General features: G+C 69.4%; 15 protein-coding genes. 8 read left to right on the forward strand and 7 right to left on the reverse strand.

The features are described from left to right. The first annotated feature begins 5 nt into the window (after positions 1-5). Both F3J10_RS11465 and F3J10_RS11470 read left to right on the forward strand, forming a co-directional pair. Positions 6-440 carry a VOC family protein gene (locus tag F3J10_RS11465; RefSeq protein ID WP_013689232.1) on the forward strand — a complete coding sequence of 145 codons (435 nt, stop codon included), beginning with the start codon at positions 6-8 and terminating at the stop codon, positions 438-440. 48 nt (positions 441-488) lie between these two features. Next, positions 489-1,502: a homoserine dehydrogenase gene (locus F3J10_RS11470; protein ID WP_025098275.1), complete on the forward strand. Its 1,014-nt coding sequence runs from the start codon at positions 489-491 to the stop codon at positions 1,500-1,502. A 68-nt stretch (positions 1,503-1,570) separates the two neighbouring features. Here F3J10_RS11470 and F3J10_RS11475 read toward each other — a convergent pair whose 3' ends face one another. The 3 genes from F3J10_RS11475 to F3J10_RS11485 all read right to left on the reverse strand — a co-directional run bounded on the left by F3J10_RS11475 (position 1,571) and on the right by F3J10_RS11485 (position 5,998). Then, positions 1,571-2,680 (reverse strand): aromatic ring-hydroxylating dioxygenase subunit alpha, encoded by a 1,110-nt coding sequence (locus F3J10_RS11475; RefSeq protein WP_013689234.1) that lies wholly within the window; start codon positions 2,678-2,680, stop codon positions 1,571-1,573. A gap of 446 nt (positions 2,681-3,126) precedes the next feature. Further along, a complete protein-coding gene (locus F3J10_RS11480) occupies positions 3,127-4,428 on the reverse strand; it encodes an MFS transporter (RefSeq protein ID WP_167232738.1) in 1,302 nt (433 codons plus the stop codon). A 97-nt stretch (positions 4,429-4,525) separates the two neighbouring features. Further along, complete coding sequence (locus tag F3J10_RS11485) at positions 4,526-5,998, reverse strand: M20 family metallopeptidase (RefSeq protein ID WP_167242127.1); 1,473 nt, start codon at positions 5,996-5,998, stop codon at positions 4,526-4,528. A gap of 137 nt (positions 5,999-6,135) precedes the next feature. On the opposite strand from F3J10_RS11485, the gene F3J10_RS11490 reads away from it, so the two are divergent. After that, on the forward strand, positions 6,136-7,032 hold the full coding sequence (locus tag F3J10_RS11490) for a LysR family transcriptional regulator (RefSeq protein ID WP_167242128.1): 897 nt from the start codon (positions 6,136-6,138) through the stop codon (positions 7,030-7,032). A 72-nt stretch (positions 7,033-7,104) separates the two neighbouring features. Here F3J10_RS11490 and F3J10_RS11495 read toward each other — a convergent pair whose 3' ends face one another. Next, positions 7,105-7,533 (reverse strand): type II toxin-antitoxin system VapC family toxin, encoded by a 429-nt coding sequence (locus F3J10_RS11495; RefSeq protein ID WP_025102224.1) that lies wholly within the window; start codon positions 7,531-7,533, stop codon positions 7,105-7,107. Beyond that, positions 7,530-7,805, reverse strand: a complete 276-nt coding sequence (gene vapB / locus F3J10_RS11500; RefSeq protein WP_052142853.1) for a type II toxin-antitoxin system VapB family antitoxin — start codon at positions 7,803-7,805, stop codon at positions 7,530-7,532. The genes F3J10_RS11495 and vapB overlap by 4 nt, the downstream gene beginning before the upstream one ends. A 251-nt stretch (positions 7,806-8,056) precedes the next feature. On the opposite strand from vapB, the gene F3J10_RS11505 reads away from it, so the two are divergent. After that, positions 8,057-8,263: a hypothetical protein gene (locus F3J10_RS11505; RefSeq protein WP_240154753.1), complete on the forward strand. Its 207-nt coding sequence runs from the start codon at positions 8,057-8,059 to the stop codon at positions 8,261-8,263. Positions 8,264-8,404: 141 nt separating this feature from the next. Here F3J10_RS11505 and F3J10_RS11510 read toward each other — a convergent pair whose 3' ends face one another. Continuing rightward, on the reverse strand, positions 8,405-9,796 hold the full coding sequence (locus F3J10_RS11510; protein ID WP_167242129.1) for a PLP-dependent aminotransferase family protein: 1,392 nt from the start codon (positions 9,794-9,796) through the stop codon (positions 8,405-8,407). A gap of 176 nt (positions 9,797-9,972) precedes the next feature. On the opposite strand from F3J10_RS11510, the gene cyoA reads away from it, so the two are divergent. From cyoA to cyoD, 4 genes are read left to right on the forward strand one after another with little or no spacing between them, the layout of a single operon-like run. Beyond that, a complete protein-coding gene (gene cyoA, locus F3J10_RS11515) occupies positions 9,973-11,070 on the forward strand; it encodes a ubiquinol oxidase subunit II (protein WP_167242130.1) in 1,098 nt (365 codons plus the stop codon). Between the two features lie 5 nt (positions 11,071-11,075). After that, a complete protein-coding gene (gene cyoB / locus F3J10_RS11520) occupies positions 11,076-13,085 on the forward strand; it encodes a cytochrome o ubiquinol oxidase subunit I (protein WP_167232748.1) in 2,010 nt (669 codons plus the stop codon). Beyond that, the gene (gene cyoC / locus F3J10_RS11525) at positions 13,082-13,687 is read left to right on the forward strand and encodes a cytochrome o ubiquinol oxidase subunit III (protein ID WP_013689246.1); all 606 of its coding nucleotides are present in this window, start codon (positions 13,082-13,084) and stop codon (positions 13,685-13,687) included. The genes cyoB and cyoC overlap by 4 nt, the downstream gene beginning before the upstream one ends. Then, positions 13,684-14,064 carry a cytochrome o ubiquinol oxidase subunit IV gene (gene cyoD, locus F3J10_RS11530; protein WP_166913544.1) on the forward strand — a complete coding sequence of 127 codons (381 nt, stop codon included), beginning with the start codon at positions 13,684-13,686 and terminating at the stop codon, positions 14,062-14,064. The genes cyoC and cyoD overlap by 4 nt, the downstream gene beginning before the upstream one ends. Before the next feature lie 78 nt (positions 14,065-14,142). Here the strand turns inward: cyoD and F3J10_RS11535 are convergent, their stop codons facing one another. Beyond that, a complete protein-coding gene (locus F3J10_RS11535; protein WP_167242131.1) occupies positions 14,143-15,534 on the reverse strand; it encodes a PLP-dependent aminotransferase family protein in 1,392 nt (463 codons plus the stop codon). Positions 15,535-15,836: the final 302 nt, after the last annotated feature.

The raw sequence follows: 15,836 nt of genomic DNA on the forward strand, positions 1-15,836 counted from the left end.
GATCGATGAGCGCTTCCGCCGCCCCGCTGCTGCCTTTCCATATCGCCTTCCCGGTCCACAGCCTCGAGGCCGCGCGCGAATTCTACGGCGAGCTGCTCGGCTGCCCCGAGGGCCGCAGCTCGGCCGAATGGGTCGACTTCAACCTCTATGGCCACCAGATCGTCGCGCATCTCGCGCCGGACGAAACGGGCGTGGCGCGTACCAATGCCGTCGACGGCCACGGCGTGCCGGTCCGCCATTTCGGCGCGCTGCTGACGCTGGAGCAATGGCACCTGCTGGCCGACAAGCTGCGCGCGGCCGGCACGAAGTTCGTGATCGAGCCGTATGTCCGCTTCAAGGGCGAGCCCGGCGAGCAGGCCACCATGTTCTTCCTCGATCCGTCGGGCAACGCGCTCGAATTCAAGGCCTTCGCCGATCTCGGCAAGCTGTTCGCGAAGTAAGGCCGCCCAGTCCTTCGCCCCGTCCCTCCTCATCGTCCTGGAGCGCCGATGTCACGCTGCCATGTCGCGATCTCGGGCTTCGGCCAGATCGGCCGGGCCGTCGCCGAACTGCTGGCGGCGCGCCGCGCGCGTTATCGCGAGCGCTACGGGGTGGAGGTGCGGCTGGTCGGCATCAGCCGCTCGCGCGGCGCTCGCGTCGATCGCGAGGGCCTGCGCGATCCGCTCGCCGCCGATGCGCCGCTCGACGCGGCGCTGACGGGCGAGGCCTTCGTGGCCGCCGCGCGGCCCGACGTGCTGATCGAGGCCGGCCCGACCGACTACCTGACCGGCGGCGCCGCGCTCGGCTACCTGCGCGCGGCGCTCGCGGCCGGCGCGCACGGCATCGCGATCTCGAAGGGCGCGCTGGTGCTCGATTACCCGGGCCTGCGCGCGCTGGCCGATGCGAACGGCGTGCAGTTGAAGATCAGCGGCGCGACCTCGGCCGCGCTGCCGACCATCGACCTGCTCGACTACAACGCGGCCGGCTGCGAGGTGCGCGTGATGGAAGGCATCTTCACGGCCACCACCAACTACGTGCTGGACCGGATGATGGCCGGCATCGCCTTCGCCGATGCGCTGGCCGAGGCGCAGCGCGCCGGCATGGCCGAGCCCGATCCGCGCTTCGATGTCGAGGGCTGGGACACGGCCTGCAAGGTCTGCATCCTGGCCAACGCGGGTTTCGGCGCGCGGCTGGCGCTCGATGAGATCGCGCGCGAGGGCATCGCGCCGATCGAGGCCGGGCAACTGGCGCGCTGGCGCGCGGATGGCCTGGTGCCGAAGCTGGTCGGCCGCATCGAGCGGCGCGCGGGGGGCGAGGGGCGGGTGGAGGCTTCGGTGCGCCTGGCCACCTACGAGGCCGCGCATCCCTTCGCGGGGATCGGTGCCGGCATGAAGGCGGTGCGCATCGAGACCGATGCGATGGGCGAGCTGCTCGCGATCGGCCGCACCAGCCCGCTGGCGACGGCCGCCGCCGCGCTGAAGGATTTCGAGCACCTGCTGATGCTCGGCGTCGTCGGGCGCTGAGCCGCGCGCAATAAAAAAGGCAGGCGTTTCGCCTGCCTTCGCTCCGTTGCCGCCTGTCCGCCTGTCCGTCAGGCCGCCGGCCCCAGCTCGCGGATCGGGATCACGGTGCGCCCGCCGTTGTTGCGCAGCACGTCGCGCAGGTCGTTGATGACGGGGAACACCTCGTGGTTCCAGTCGGCGCCCTGCATGTCGTGCGCTTCCTGCTCGCGCTCGACGATCCAGCGGTCCTCCTTGAAGATCCGCTCGGTGAACCACACCAGCAGCGGCCAGGCCAGGTCCAGCGCGAAGGGCACCGAGGGCTTGCGGATCGACAGCAGCCCGAAGGTGCGGTTGGTGCGCTGCTGCTTGTCGAGCGGCACGTAGACGATCCACAGGTCCATCACCAGGGTGCCCTCGCTCGAGAGGATCTTGAGCGTCTGGTACGGGTACTCGGTGCGGATCGTCATCACGCTCTTGTCGCTCTGGTCCTGCGGCTTCTTGCTGGCGCCGAACACCAGCGCCTCGCCGATCGGCTGCTTGCCCTCGGCGCGCGAGAAGGTGTAGTCGACCTCGACCCAGCCCTCGCCGCGGCGGCGTCCCAGCGAGCGCGCCTTCATCTGGCCCATCTCGCGGCGATGCAGGAACTGATGGTTCATGTCCATCAGGTTCTCGTGCATGAACGAGTAATGGCACTTGACCGCGCGGCCGAAGCGGCGCGTCTTGTACTTCGGGTCGGCCACCGTGGGCAGCTCGGGCACCGGCTTCTCGTCGGCCAGGGCGGGGTCGCCCGTGAACACGAAGATCAGCCCGCGCACCTCGCGGCACGGGTAGGCGCGCACGCCGTTGGGCAGGCGCTCCTTGCCCAGGTAGGGCACGTCCACGCATTTGCCGCTGCAATCGTAGGTCCAGCCGTGATAGCCGCAACGCAGCGCGTCGCCGTCGACCACGCCGGCGTGCAGCGGCACCTGGCGGTGCGCGCAACGGTCTTCCAGCGCAAAAACCGTTCCCGACTCGCCGCGAAACAACACGATCGGGTCGCCCGCGAATTGCACGCCGAGGGTCTTGCCGCGCTTCAGTTCGCGCGACCAGGCCAGGGGATACCAGAAGTCGGGATGGATCGGCACGCGGCGCAGATCGCGCACGGGCTGCGTGGCGGTCGAGTCGATCACGTTCTGGGTCGGTAAAGGCACTGCGTGCATGCGTGACATCTCCTTGCATTCCGGATGCTTCGACCATCGCGTGGGGACGCGAGGGAGTGATCCGGCGCAGTTTACGCGAAACCGGCCGAGATGCGGGGGCGGTGTGAAGGGATGGTGACAAACCCCTAGGGGGAAATGGGTGCCGGGTCGGGGATGGATCGCTGCTTATGGAGTGCCGGCTGCGCGGGGCCGGCGGCAAGCTTGCCGGGTGGTTCGATGCATGCACATCGATCGGGGCGAAGCGGGGCCGGGAAGGGCATGGAAGCGGTCCCGGCATTCGGCGCCGGCTCCGATGCGGGTGCTCGGAGCCGGTGCTCGGAGCCGGTGCTCGGCGTGGATGTCGGTGCCTGCGCCTGCGCCTGCTCAGGCTCGGGCTCGGGCTCGGGCTCAGGCTCAGGCTCAGGCTCAGGCTCAGGCTCAGGCTCAGGCTCAGGCGTGCGCCAGTTTCAGGCCGCGGCGGGCCGCCGGCCCAGCGGCGTCGTCTTGCGGCCGGCCGAGGCGAGCGCGGCCAGGCTGATCATCGCGGTGAGGACCAGGTAGAAGCTGGGCGCGCTGCGATCGCCCGTGGCGCTGGTGAGCCAGGTGACGATCGCGGGCGTGAAGCCGCCGAACACGGTCACGCCGATGTTGTAGGCCACCGACATGCCGGTCGAGCGCGTCGCGGCCGGGAACAGCTCCGACATCAGCGCCGGCAGCGCGCCGAAGTAGATCGACTTGAGCAGGGCCAGCCAGCAGACCAGCGCGAACAGGGTCGGCACCGAGACGTGCGCGACCGTGTACGAGAAGGCCGGCCAGGCGGTGACGGCGAACAGGATGCCGACCACCGCCATCTGCCGGCGGCGGCCGATGCGGTCCGACAGATGGCCGGCCAGCGGCGTGACGACGGTCAGGATCGCGCCGCCGGCCATGGTGGCCGCGAAGCTGGTGGAGGTGGGCAGGTGCAACTGGCGGATCGCGAAGGTCGGCAGGTATTGCAGCAGGTAGTTGACGGCGGTCGACACGCTGAGCGCGCCGATCGCGACCAGCACCGCGCGCTTGTGGGTGGCGAGCAGGTCGCGCGCGGGCGACTCGGAGCGTTCGCCCTCGAGGAAGGCCGGCGCATCCTCCAGGAAGCGGCGCAGGTAGAGCCCGAGCGGGCCGATCAGGACGCCGAAGAAAAACGGCAGGCGCCAGCCCCAGGCAGCCAGCTCGGCCGGCGACAGCACCCGCGCCAGGCCGTAGCCGAACGAGGCGGCCAGCAGCAGCGCCAGGCCCTGGGTGGCGAACTGCCAGCTCGCCAGGAAACCGCGCCGGTGCGGCGCGTGCTCGATCAGCATCGCCGTGGAGGCGCCGAATTCGCCGCCGGCCGAGAAGCCCTGGATCAGGCGCGCGGCGAACACGCCGAGCGGCGCGGCGATGCCAATGCTCGCGTAGCCCGGCATCACCGCGATCAGGCCGGTGCCGATCATCATCAGGGTGACCGTCAGCATCAGCGCGGCACGCCGGCCGCGCCGGTCCGCGTAGGCGCCCAGCACCAGGCCGCCGAGCGGGCGCACCAGGTAGGAGGCGCCGAACGAGCCGAAGGTCAGCAGCATCGAGGCCGTTTCGTTGCGGGCCGGGAAGAAGTGCTGGCCGATATAGACCGCGAAGAAGGCGTAGACGGCGATGTCGAACCACTCGAGCGCATTGCCGGCGGAGGTCGCGACGACGATCTGCACCAGGCTGGGCGGCTTGCGCGCGGGGGCGGGGGAGGGAACGGGGCGGTTCATGGGACGCTCGATCGGTTCGGGTACGACGGCGGAGGCCGGCGTCGCCGCGCGGGAGGGCGGCGATGCCGGGCAGATGTGGCGCGCGGCGCGCCGGTCCTTACGCGGAGGCGGCGGCTGGCGCGGCGCTGGTGCGCCGGGCGTCGCGCGCGCGACGTTCGGCGACGATGCGCGCCGCGTCCTCGCCGAGGTCCCACCAGAGCCCGGCCATCACGGCCAGCGCCTCGCGCGCCACCGAGCCCAGCAGGTGCTCGTTCGGCGCGTGCTGCGCGCAGGCCGGGTAGGAATGCGGCACCCACAGCGTCGGCAGCCCGAGTGTGTCGGCGAACACGTGATTGGGCACCGTGCCGCCGAGATTGGGCAGCAGCGCCGGGGGCTTGCCGGTGGAGGCGCGCAGCGAGCCCAGCGCCCACTCGACCCAGGGATCGTCGGGGTCCAGCCGGGTGGCGGGCGAGCGCTGCGAGACCGTCACCCGCACCTCGTCGAAGCCGTGCCGGGCGAAGTGGGCCTCGAGATGCGCGAGCGCGTTCGCGGTGTCGGTGCCGACCACGTAGCGCAACTGGCAGATCGCCTTCGCGTCGGGCGGGATCGCGTTGACCGGTGCCTCGGGGTTGCCGGTGCGAAAGGCCAGCACCTCCAGGGTGTTCCAGGCAATCACGCGCTCGCTCGGCGTGAGGCCCGGCTCGCCCCAGTCGGGATCGATGGCCGGCGCGTTCTCGTCGCCGCCCAGCTCGATGTCGGCCAGCGCGCGGCGCACCGCGGCGGGGATCGGCGGCGGGCGCAGGCCCTCCACCGCGATCGCGCCGCGCCGGTCGATCAGGCTCGCGATCGCATGCGCGAGCACCGTGCCGGGATTGCGCAGCACGCCGCCCCAGTTGCCCGAGTGATGGCCGCCCTCGCGCAGCGCCACGCCCAGCTCGATGTTCAGGCCGCCGCGCGAGCCGAGGAAGAGGGTCGGGCGCTCGGCGCTCACGCGCGGGCCGTCGGAGGCGAGGAACAGGTCGGCGGCCAGCGCCTCGCGCTCCCGCGCGCAGATCGCGTCGAGCCCGGGCGAGCTGATTTCCTCGCCGGTCTCGAAGATCAGCTTGAGGTTGTAGCCGAGCCGGCCGCCGCGCGCCTCGATCACGGCCGCCAGCGCGGCCAGGTTGATCGAGTGCTGGCCCTTGTTGTCGGCCGTGCCGCGTCCGTACCAGCGATCGCCCTCGACCGTCACGCGCCAGGGCGCAAGGCCCGCGCGCCATTGCGCGTCGTAGCCGCGCACCACGTCGCCGTGACCGTAGCTGAGCACGGTGGGCAGGGCGGGGTCCTCGATCCGCTCGGCGATCAGGAACGGCGCGCGCGCGCCGGCGGGGTTGTCGGCCAGCCGCGAGCGGAAGCCGAGCGCGGCCAGCGCCGGGGCGATCTCGTCGCTCAGGTAGGCATGCAGCGCCTCGGCCCGCGCGGGCTCCTGGCTTTCGGTGCGAAAGGCCACGCGGCGCGCGAGATCGGCCAGCAGCGCGCCGCCGTCGTGGGCGCGCACGGCGAGGTCGAGCGCCTGCTGGCGCGGGTTACGGGCGGATTGGGTGGTGGACATCGGGGTCGCTCCTGGCAAGGCGGAAGGCTGGAATGCCCCACTCTAGGAACGCCAAAAATTCGCAACAATTACAAAGATGTCGAATAGACTTGCCGAAATGGCAAGGCAGGGCGCGTTCGCGCCGGGGAGAACGGGGCATGCTGCACGGCATCGCATTGCGGTATTTCGTCGAGGTGGCGCGCACCGGTTCGCTGGCGGCGGCCTCGGACACGCTGCACGTGGCCGTCTCCGCCATCAGCCGGCAGATCAGCAAGCTCGAGCAGGACGTCGGCGCGCCGTTGTTCGAGCGCATGCCGCGCGGCATGGTGCTGACCGAGGCGGGCGAGTTGCTGGCCGCGCATGCGCGGCGCGCGCTGCTGGAGGCCGAGGCGGTGATCGGCGAGATCTCGGCGGGGCGCGAGCAGGCGGGCGGGCTGGTGCGGCTGGGCTGCACCGAGGGTTTCACGCGTTCGTTCCTGCCCGAGGTGCTGGCTCGCCATCACGAGCGCGTGCCGCTGGCGCGCTACCAGCTGCGCTCGGGCACGCCGGCCCAGGTCGAGCACTGGGTGACGGTCGGCGAGGTGGATCTGGGCATCGCCTTCTCGGGCGGCGGCACGCCCGCGGTAAGCATCGAATACGAGATCGACATGCCGGTGCGCGCGCTGCTCGCGCCGGCGCATCCGCTGGCCGCGCACGAGGCGCTGACGCTCGAGGACCTGCGCGCCTGGCCGCTGGCGCTGCTCGAACGCGGCAACACGGTGCGGCAGTTGTTCGACCTGTGCTGCGCGGCGCGCGGCGTGCGCATCGAGCCGCTGCTGTCGAGCAACAACTCGGCCGTGCTGCATGCCTTCGCGGCGCGCACCGGCGCCGTCACGCTCGGCAGCGCGGTGGCGCTCAAGGGGCTCGCGCAGGGCAGCACGCTGCTGGCGCGCGTGATCGACGAGCCCTTGCTGAACGAACGCCGGCTGCGCGTGATGAGCATGCGCGAGCGTCGCCTGCCGGCGGTGGCCAGGAGCCTGCTGGCCGAGTTGATCGCGCAGCTCGGGGAGGCGTGAGCGGGGGGCGGTGGTGGAGTGATCCCGGGCGTTTGCGCTGGGGGTATTTCGCGGGGTTGCAGGTCAGGGACGTTAGGCGGGGCTGGAATTAACCCAATCTTCAATTCGCAAGCCGGCGACGCGCTCGAATTCGCGTGCGTTATGTGTCACGAGAATGGCGGCGGACGAGAGGGCATGGCCGGCAATCGACGCATCGTTGTATCCGATCGGCGTGCCCCTGGCGTTGAGGTCCATGCGAATTCGCGTCGCCGTATCGACGGCCGCGGCATCCCAAGCCAGCACGCCGTCGAGCCTCGATACGAATTCCGAAATGATCCCGGGTAATTTGGGAGACGCTTTTTTGCCAAGCGTGCCGTCTCGCATTTCCGCATAGGTAATGGCGGAGATAACGATCCGATGTTGGGCATTGACGCAGGCTTCAAGCCGCTGGAGAACCGAGGAGGGGGCCTTTCGAATGATGTACGAACAGATATTCGTATCGAGCATGTAGAGATGCGTCACCGGTCGGGCCCCGATTCCGGCTTCAGATCGTCATCGCCGAGATCGAAGCGTCCCTCGGATGCAATCACATCACGGCGATCGTCGGTAAGGAAGTCGGATATCTCGCCACGATCCAGTTCGGCGAACGAGGTCCAGGAGGGTCTGACCGGACGCAATATGAGCGTATCGCCGTCGCGCCTGATTTCAAGTTCCGTTATCCCTTGATATTCGAGGTCTTTGGGGATGCGGATCGCTTGATTTCGTGAGTTTCTGAAAATGGATACGGTACGCATGACCTTTCTCCGCCTGACTATAGACCTTGCCATTCAATGCCATATGTTGGCATATGTCAAGAGGCGCGGGCGCGCACGCGTCATCCGCGCGCCGGACAGCGAATGGTTCAAAAGGCGTGACAGCCAAGCTGGTCGTCGTGGCCAAATTGTGGCCGCGTTTCTTAAGCCCCGTTTAAGCCTCCTCCAACAAGATTTCCGCGCGAGATTTTCGCCGCCCGTCCCGACGAGCGATAACGACAGGAGGAAAACCGATGCGACTTCGTGCAGCGATCATGGCCGGCGCGCCGCTCGACGCGATGTTCGCCGGGCCGCCGGTGGTCCTGATGCGGATGCCGCAGCCGGTGCTGTACCTAGTGCCGGTGGCGCCGCCCGCTAGGACGGTCGCCCCGGCCCGCACGCCGGCCCCGATGCCCGCCGCGCCGGCGCCGACCACGCGCAAGCCCGGTCTCGAAGTCTGACTTATCGGCGTATCGAAGCCCGCCGCCGCCTGATCCGCGCGCGGCACCAGCAAACAGCCCGGTCGAAGCGATCCTGCCTCGACCGGGCTGTTTCGTTTTCGTGACCTCGCTCGCCTTCGCGGCCGGCGGCGGGGGCCTGGCTCAGACGATCAGGCCGCGCCCGCTCGAGATGTCGCTGGCCAGCAGCACCGACAGCCGGCGCAGCGCCGCGTGCAGCTGGGTTCGATCGGGCGTGGCCCCCAGCGAGACGCGGATCGCGTTGGGCGCCTGGCCGCCGAGATGGAAGGCGGTGGACGGCGCCACCGCCAGCCCCTCGGCGCTGGCCGCCGCGGCTAGCTCGCCGGGCGCCCAGTAGCTCGGCAGCGGGTACCAGAGATGGATGCCGGCGCCGTCGCCATTGCTCGCGCCGAGCACCTGGGCGGCGGCGCGCTGCCGCTCGCGCGCCTCGCCGAGCACGCCGCCCAGCACCTGCGCGGCCGAGCCGTCGTTGATCCACTGCGTGACCAGCGCGTTGGTGAGCGGCGGCGCCATCAGCGAGAACGAGCGCAGCGCGCTCAGGAAGGCGTCGCGCAGGCTCTCGTCGGGCAGCGCCACGAAGGCGGTGCGCAGCCCCGGCGACAGGCATTTCGACAGCGTCGACACATACACCACCTGGGCCGGCGCGATCCTCGCCAGCGGCGGCGGCGCGTCGGGCGCGAACAGCCAGTAGGGATCGTCCTCGACGATCAGCACGCCGTGCCGCAGCGCCACCTTCAGCAGTTCCTGGCGACGCGGCGCCGGCATGGTGGTGCCGGTCGGATTCTGCAGCGTCGGATTCAGGTAGATCAGCCGCACCCCGCCGGGCTCGCGACAGGCCGCCTCGAGCGCATCGGGCCGCATGCCCTGCGCGTCCACCGCGATCGGCCTGGCCACGCGCCCCAGTTGCGAGGCCGCCAGCGGCAGCCCCGGGTAGATGTCCGGCTCGCAGGCGATGGTGTCGCCGGCGGCCGTCATGGCGATGATCAGCGCGGCCAGCGTGGCCTGCGCGCCGGGGGCGACCACCACGCGCGCGCGCGCCGGGTCGCCCAGCATCGGCCGCAGCCAGCCGACTGCGGTCTCGCGATCGGCCTCGCTGCCGCCGCCGACGTGGTAGGTCATCAGGAGATCGATGTCGCTGCGCAGCAGTACCTGCGACATGCCACGCCGCAGCAGCATCTCGAGGTCGACGCCGGCCGGCGGCGGCGGGATGTTCATGCTGAGGTCGACGCGCTGCGCCAGCTGGACCTTGGGCGCCGCAACGAAGGTGCCGAGCGGCCCGCGCGCCTCCAGCAGGTGCCGCTGGCGCGCCTCGTTGAAGGCGCGCGTCACGGTGGTCAGGTCGACGCCGAGCCGGGCGGCCACCTGCCGTTGCGGCGGCACGCGATCGCCGGGCTGCAGGCGCCCGTCGGCGATCGCGTGCTCGATGAAGTTGGCGATCTGCAGGTAGCGCGGCCCTTGTCCGGCCACCAGCGCCGAGTTCCATACATCGATCGGATTCGAGTGTTTTTGCGTCATTCTGTCGCGGCTTGTATGCGTGATGTCTTACTCTACCATCCGACATCGAAGCGCGTAAATCCATACATGATGCGACTTGTATGCACGGCCTTGCCGGCCGCGCGTTCCGGGGGCCGGCAGCGACGGGCAGCGATGCGGATGGACGGATTTGCGTGCACGGCCAACACGGACATTCCATGCGCACTCCATCCTCCAGAACCCGGCCCGATGTCGAATCGGGACCACCGCTGTCCCCCTCGTCCCCTTGCCATGATTCGCTCGCGCCGCCCTCGCGTGCCGCTGCCGGCCGCGGTCGCGGTCGCGGCGCGCTGAAGGCGCTGGCGCCGCTGGCGCGCCTCGCGCCGGCCGCGGGCCTGCTGCTACTCGGCGGCTGCAGCAGCGTGCTGATGAACCCGAAAGGCGACATCGGCGTGCAGGAAAAGCAGCTGATCCTGATCGCGCTGGGCCTGATGCTGCTGGTCGTGATCCCGGTGATCGCGCTGACGCTGTGGTTCGCCTGGCGCTATCGCGCCTCGAACCGCAGCGCCACCTACGCGCCGCGCTGGTCGCATTCGACCGCGATCGAGGTGGTGGTGTGGTCGATCCCCTGCGTGATCGTGGTGATCCTCGCGGGGCTGATCTGGCGCACCACGCTGAGCCTCGATCCCTACAAGCCGATCGAGTCGGGCGAGAAGCCGGTGCGCGTCGAGGTGATCGCGCTGAACTGGAAGTGGCTGTTCATCTATCCCGACTACGGCGTCGCCTCGGTCAACGAACTGGCGGTGCCGGTCGGCACGCCGGTCGATTTCCGCCTGACCGCCGAATCGCTGATGAACTCCTTCTTCATCCCGCAGCTCGGCACCCAGGTCTACGCGATGCCGAGCATGCAGACGCGCCTGCACCTGATCGCCGATGAAGCCGGCACCTACCTGGGCCAGTCGGCGGCCTTCAGCGGCCCCGGCTTCTCGGACATGCACTTCAAGACCTACGCCACCAGCCGCGGCGAATTCGATGCCTGGATCGCGCGCGCCAGGGCCGCGAGCGTGTCGCTCGACGCGGCGGCCTACGCGCGGCTCGCGCAGCCCAGCGAGAAGAACGCGCCGACGCTCTACGCGAGCGTGGTGCCGGACCTGTTCGACAACATCGTCGCCACCGCGATGCGCGCAGGCTCGGCCAACCCGAGCTGCACGGCGGCCTCGCCGGGCGTGATCCCGGCCACCATCCAGTCGGCCGGCGCCGGCGCGATCTCCCTTTCCCCCGGCGCCGCCAAGGCGCCGATCCTGGCTACCCGGTAAACATCATGTTTGGAAAGCTCACACTCGATGCCGTTCCCTGGCACGAACCCATCATCATGGGCACCCTGGCCGTGGTGCTCGTGCTCGGCGCGGCCCTGCTCGGCGCGATCACCTACGCGGGCAAATGGACCTACCTGTGGCGCGAATGGTTCACCTCGGTCGACCACAAGAAGATCGGCGTGATGTACATCGTGATGGCGATCGTGATGCTGCTGCGCGGCTTCGCGGACGCGATCATGATGCGCGCGCAGCAGGCGGTCGCCAACAACGACGCGGCCGGCTACCTGCCGCCGCATCACTACGACCAGATCTTCACCGCGCACGGCGTGATCATGATCTTCTTCGTGGCGACGCCGCTGATCATCGGCCTGATGAACGTGGTGGTGCCGCTGCAGATCGGCGCGCGCGACGTGGCCTATCCGTTCCTGAACTCGCTGAGCTTCTGGTTCGCGGTGGTGGGCGCGGGGCTGGTGATGGTCTCGATGTTCGTCGGCGATTTCGCGGCCACCGGCTGGGTGGCCTATCCGCCGCTCTCGGAGCTCGGCTACAGCCCGACGGTGGGGGTGGACTACTACATCTGGTCCCTGCAGATATCGGGGCTCGGCACCACGCTGACCGGCATCAACTTCATCGTCACGATCCTGCGCATGCGCGCGCCGACCCAGAAGCTGATGCAGATGCCGGTGTTCGTCTGGACCGCGCTGATCACCAACATCCTGATCGTCGCCGTGTTCCCGGTGCTGACCGGCACGCTCGCGCTGCTGACCGCCGACCGCTACCTGGGCATGCACTTCTTCACGAACGAGCTCGGCGGCAACGCGATGATGTACATCAACCTGATCTGGGTCTGGGGTCACCCCGAGGTGTACATCCTGATCCTGCCGGCCTTCGGCGCCTTCTCGGAGATCATCGCGACCTTCTCGGGCAAGCCGCTGTTCGGCTACAAGTCGATGGTCTATGCCACCGCCTCGATCGGCGTGCTGTCCTTCTTCGTCTGGCTGCACCACTTCTTCACGATGGGCTCGGGCGCGAACGTCAACGCCTTCTTCGGGATCATGACCACCATCATCTCGATCCCCACCGGCGTGAAGCTGTTCAACTGGCTGTTCACCATGTACCGCGGCCGGATCCGCTATCACAGCGCGACCCTGTGGACCATCGGCTTCATGATCACCTTCGCGGTGGGCGGCATGACCGGCGTGCTGCTGGCCGTGCCGGGCGCCGACTTCGTGCTGCACAACAGCCTGTTCCTGGTGGCGCACTTCCATAACGTGATCATCGGCGGCGTGGTGTTCGGCTGCCTGGCCGGCATCAGCTTCTGGTTCCCCAAGGTGTTCGGCTTCACGCTCGACGAGTTCTGGGGCAAGGTCTCGTTCTGGTGCTGGCTGATCGGCTACTGGCTGGCCTTCACGCCGCTCTACGTGCTCGGCTTCGAGGGCATGACGCGCCGCATGAACCACTACTCGGTGCCGCAATGGCACCCTTGGCTGGTGGTCGCGCTGGTCGGCGCGGTGTTCGTCGGCATGGGCATCCTGGCGATGCTGGTGCAGATCTATGTGAGCGTGCGCCGCCGCAACGAACTGCGCGACGAGACGGGCGACCCCTGGAACGGCCGCAGCCTCGAATGGTCGACTTCCTCGCCCGCGCCGTTCTACAACTTCGCGATCGTGCCGACCATCACCTCGGTCGAGCAGCACTGGGACGACAAGGACAGCGGCCGCGCCTATCGCCAGCCGACGCAGTACGAGGACATCCACATGCCGCGCAATACCGGCGCGGGGGTGATCATCGCCGCGTTCAGCGCCGTGTTCGGCTTCGCCTTCGTCTGGCACATGTGGCCGTTCGTGGTGCTGGGCCTGCTCGGCATGGTGGGCACCTTCATCGCGCGCAGCTACGACACCGACACCGACTACTACGTCCCCGCCGCCGAAGTCGAGCGGATCGAGAACGCGCGTTTCGCGCAACTGCAGCGTCACGTTCCCGTGGTGCCGCTCAATGAAACCGAGGTCGCATGATGAGCGCCCAGACCCTTGCGCACGGCCATGAGGATGGCCACCACGACGACGGCGGCAAGACCACCGTCGGCTTCTGGATCTACCTGATGAGCGACTGCCTGATCTTCGCGACGCTGTTCGCGACCTTCGGGGTGCTCGCCAACGCCACGGCCGGCGGCCCCACCGGGCAGGGCCTGTTCGAGCTCGACTACGTGCTCGGCGAAACCATGCTGCTGCTGGTCAGCAGCTTCACCTTCGGGCTGGCGATGCTGGCCATGAACGCCGGCCGGCGCGGCGCGGTGATCGCCTGGCTGGCGATCACCTTCGTGTTCGGCGCCGGCTTCATCGGCATGGAAGTGCACGAGTTCGCCAAGCTGGTGGCCGACGGCGCGGGCCCGCATACCAGCGCCTTCCTGTCGGCCTACTTCGGGCTGGTGGGCACCCACGGCCTGCACGTCACCTGCGGCCTGCTGTGGATCGGCGTGATGATGCACCAGGTCTGGAAGTTCGGCCTGAACGGCATGGTGCAGCGTCGCCTGGCCTGCCTCAGCATGTTCTGGCACTTCCTGGACCTGGTCTGGATCTGCGTGTTTACCTTCGTCTACCTGCGGGAGTTCGTATGAAGCCCACGTCCCACGCGCCCGCCGCGCATCATGCGCACGATGCCTCGCACGGCACGCTCAAGGGTTATGTGATCGGCATGATCCTGTCGGTACTGCTGACCTTCGTCTCGTTCGGCGCGGTGATGACCGACATCGTGCCGCGCGGCTGGGGCCTGGCCGCGATCGTGATCGCCTGCATCGCACAGCTGATCGTGCAGTTGTTCTACTTCCTGCATATCGGCACGGCGCGCAGCCAGCGCGCCAACACGGGCATCTTCCTGTGCACGGGCTTCCTGATCGCGGTGATCGTCGGGCTCTCGCTGTGGGTGATCCACAATGCCAACGTCAACATGATGCCGACGCACATCACGATCGAGCGCGCGATGGCGAAGGACTGAGTTGTCGCCGCTGATACGGCGGCCGTTGCAAAGGCGCTTTGCCCCCGGGCACTGCGCCTTTTTTCATGCACGCGCCGCTCAGATGGTCGGCGTGGCCAGGTGGTGCGGATCGCCGAGCGCGTCGGCCACCAGGCGCAGCGCCTCGCGGCAGTCCTCGGGCGTTTGCGGGCCGCCCAGGCAGAGGCGTATCGCGTTGGGCGGGTTGCCGTCGGTGGAGAAGGCCGCGCCCGCCACCGCCGCCACGCCGCGATTGCGCAACTGCTGGGCCAGCTCGGGTGCGAAGCGATGGCAGTCGGCGGGGATCGGCAGCCACAGGTGGAAGCCGTTCGGATGCGCGTCGAAGCGCCAGTCGCGCAGCACCTGGGCGGCGATCGCCATGCGCGCGCCGCCCTCGGCGCGGATCGCCTCCAGCATCGCCAGCGCGGTGCCGTCGTTGACCCACTGGGTGGCCAGCAGCATCGTGTAGGGGCTCGGCATCACCGTGGTGGCGCGCAGCGCGCCGGCGATGCGCTGCGCCTGCCGCGCCGAGGGCGCGAGCAGGTAGGCGATGCGCAGCCCCGCGCCGAGGTTCTTCGACATGCCCGTCACGTAGTAGGTCAGCTCCGGCGCGAGCAAGGCGAGCGGCGGCGGCGCGCCTTGCGGCAGCATCGCGTAGGCGTCGTCCTCGACGATCGGCACGTTGTAGCGCAGCGCCACGTCGGCCAGCGCTTCGCGGCGGTGGAAGGGGATGGTCAGCGTGCTGGGGTTCTGCAGGGTGGGGTTGCAGTAGAACGCGGCCGGCTTGTGGCTCTTGCAGAGCGACTCGAAGGCATGCGGCAGCGGGCCGTCCTCGTCGCGCGGCAGCGCCTGCAGGCGCACGCCGAGCTGCGAGGCGATCGCCTTGATGCCGGGATAGGCGAGCGCGTCGAGCGCGAGCGTGTCGCCGGGGCGCGCCAGCAGCGAGACCAGGGCCACCAGCGCGCTGTGGATGCCGGGGCAGACCAGCACTGCGTCGCCGTTGCAGCCCGGCAGCCGCCGGCCCAGCCAGGCACGGCCGGCGGCGCGATCGGCGGGCGCGCCGCCGAAATCCTGGTAGCGCAGCAACTGGTAGGGATCGGCGCGCGCATGCAGCGCGGCGGCCGATTCGGCCAGGCGCGCGGCCATCGCCGGCGGCTCGGGCGGCATGTTCATCGACATCTCGACGCTGCCGCCGCCCGACAGCGGCAAGGTCTGGGTCGGGCCGCGCACGAAGGTGCCGCTGCCGGCGCGGCTGTCGAGCAGGCCGCGCTTGCGCGCCTCGGCGTAGGCGCGCGCCACCGTGGTGTAGTTCAGGCGCAGCGCGTCGGCCAGCTCGCGCAGGCCCGGCATGCGGTCGCGCGGTTTGAGCCGGCCCACCGCCACGTCCTCCTCGATCAATTCCGGAATCAGCAGATAGGCGGGCTGGCGGCTCTCGGCCAGCCGTTTCGACCAATGGGCGAGCGAGTGATCCATGGCGGGCGTCCCTGCGGGCGGTTGACCTCGATACGTCCGACGTTAACACGCGAATTCGCGCGAAAAAAAATCGATCGGATGCCGAATCGAAACCGATCGCATTGATCGGGTGACAGATCGTTTTTGATGCAGGCATGCACGCGCGAGGCGCATCGCGCTGCGCCAGCGCGGTGCGCGCCGGCCGCGCGGCGCGGGCTCGGGCACCGCGTCGGCGCGCCTGGCACGGGGGACGATCGCGCGTTTCGCGACGCCGCGTGCTCGATGATCGGATGCTGATCGCATCGCCGCGCGGCCCGGCGGCA

The sequence above is a fragment of the Burkholderia sp. Cy-637 genome, from assembly GCF_011753175.1.
Lineage (GTDB): Bacteria > Pseudomonadota > Gammaproteobacteria > Burkholderiales > Burkholderiaceae > Burkholderia > Burkholderia gladioli.

Coding starts and splice junctions, on each gene's coding strand:
- F3J10_RS11465 (WP_013689232.1), top strand. CDS start 6: ATGAGCGCTTCCGCCGCCCCGCTGCTGCCTTTCCATATCGCCTTCCCG.
- cyoD (WP_166913544.1), top strand. CDS start 13,684: ATGAAGCCCACGTCCCACGCGCCCGCCGCGCATCATGCGCACGATGCC.
- F3J10_RS11490 (WP_167242128.1), top strand. CDS start 6,136: ATGCTGCACGGCATCGCATTGCGGTATTTCGTCGAGGTGGCGCGCACC.
- F3J10_RS11470 (WP_025098275.1), top strand. CDS start 489: ATGTCACGCTGCCATGTCGCGATCTCGGGCTTCGGCCAGATCGGCCGG.
- cyoA (WP_167242130.1), top strand. CDS start 9,973: ATGCGCACTCCATCCTCCAGAACCCGGCCCGATGTCGAATCGGGACCA.
- F3J10_RS11485 (WP_167242127.1), bottom strand. CDS start 5,998: ATGTCCACCACCCAATCCGCCCGTAACCCGCGCCAGCAGGCGCTCGAC.
- F3J10_RS11480 (WP_167232738.1), bottom strand. CDS start 4,428: ATGAACCGCCCCGTTCCCTCCCCCGCCCCCGCGCGCAAGCCGCCCAGC.
- vapB (WP_052142853.1), bottom strand. CDS start 7,805: ATGCGTACCGTATCCATTTTCAGAAACTCACGAAATCAAGCGATCCGC.
- F3J10_RS11510 (WP_167242129.1), bottom strand. CDS start 9,796: ATGACGCAAAAACACTCGAATCCGATCGATGTATGGAACTCGGCGCTG.
- cyoC (WP_013689246.1), top strand. CDS start 13,082: ATGATGAGCGCCCAGACCCTTGCGCACGGCCATGAGGATGGCCACCAC.
- F3J10_RS11475 (WP_013689234.1), bottom strand. CDS start 2,680: ATGCACGCAGTGCCTTTACCGACCCAGAACGTGATCGACTCGACCGCC.
- cyoB (WP_167232748.1), top strand. CDS start 11,076: ATGTTTGGAAAGCTCACACTCGATGCCGTTCCCTGGCACGAACCCATC.
- F3J10_RS11535 (WP_167242131.1), bottom strand. CDS start 15,534: ATGGATCACTCGCTCGCCCATTGGTCGAAACGGCTGGCCGAGAGCCGC.
- F3J10_RS11505 (WP_240154753.1), top strand. CDS start 8,057: ATGCGACTTCGTGCAGCGATCATGGCCGGCGCGCCGCTCGACGCGATG.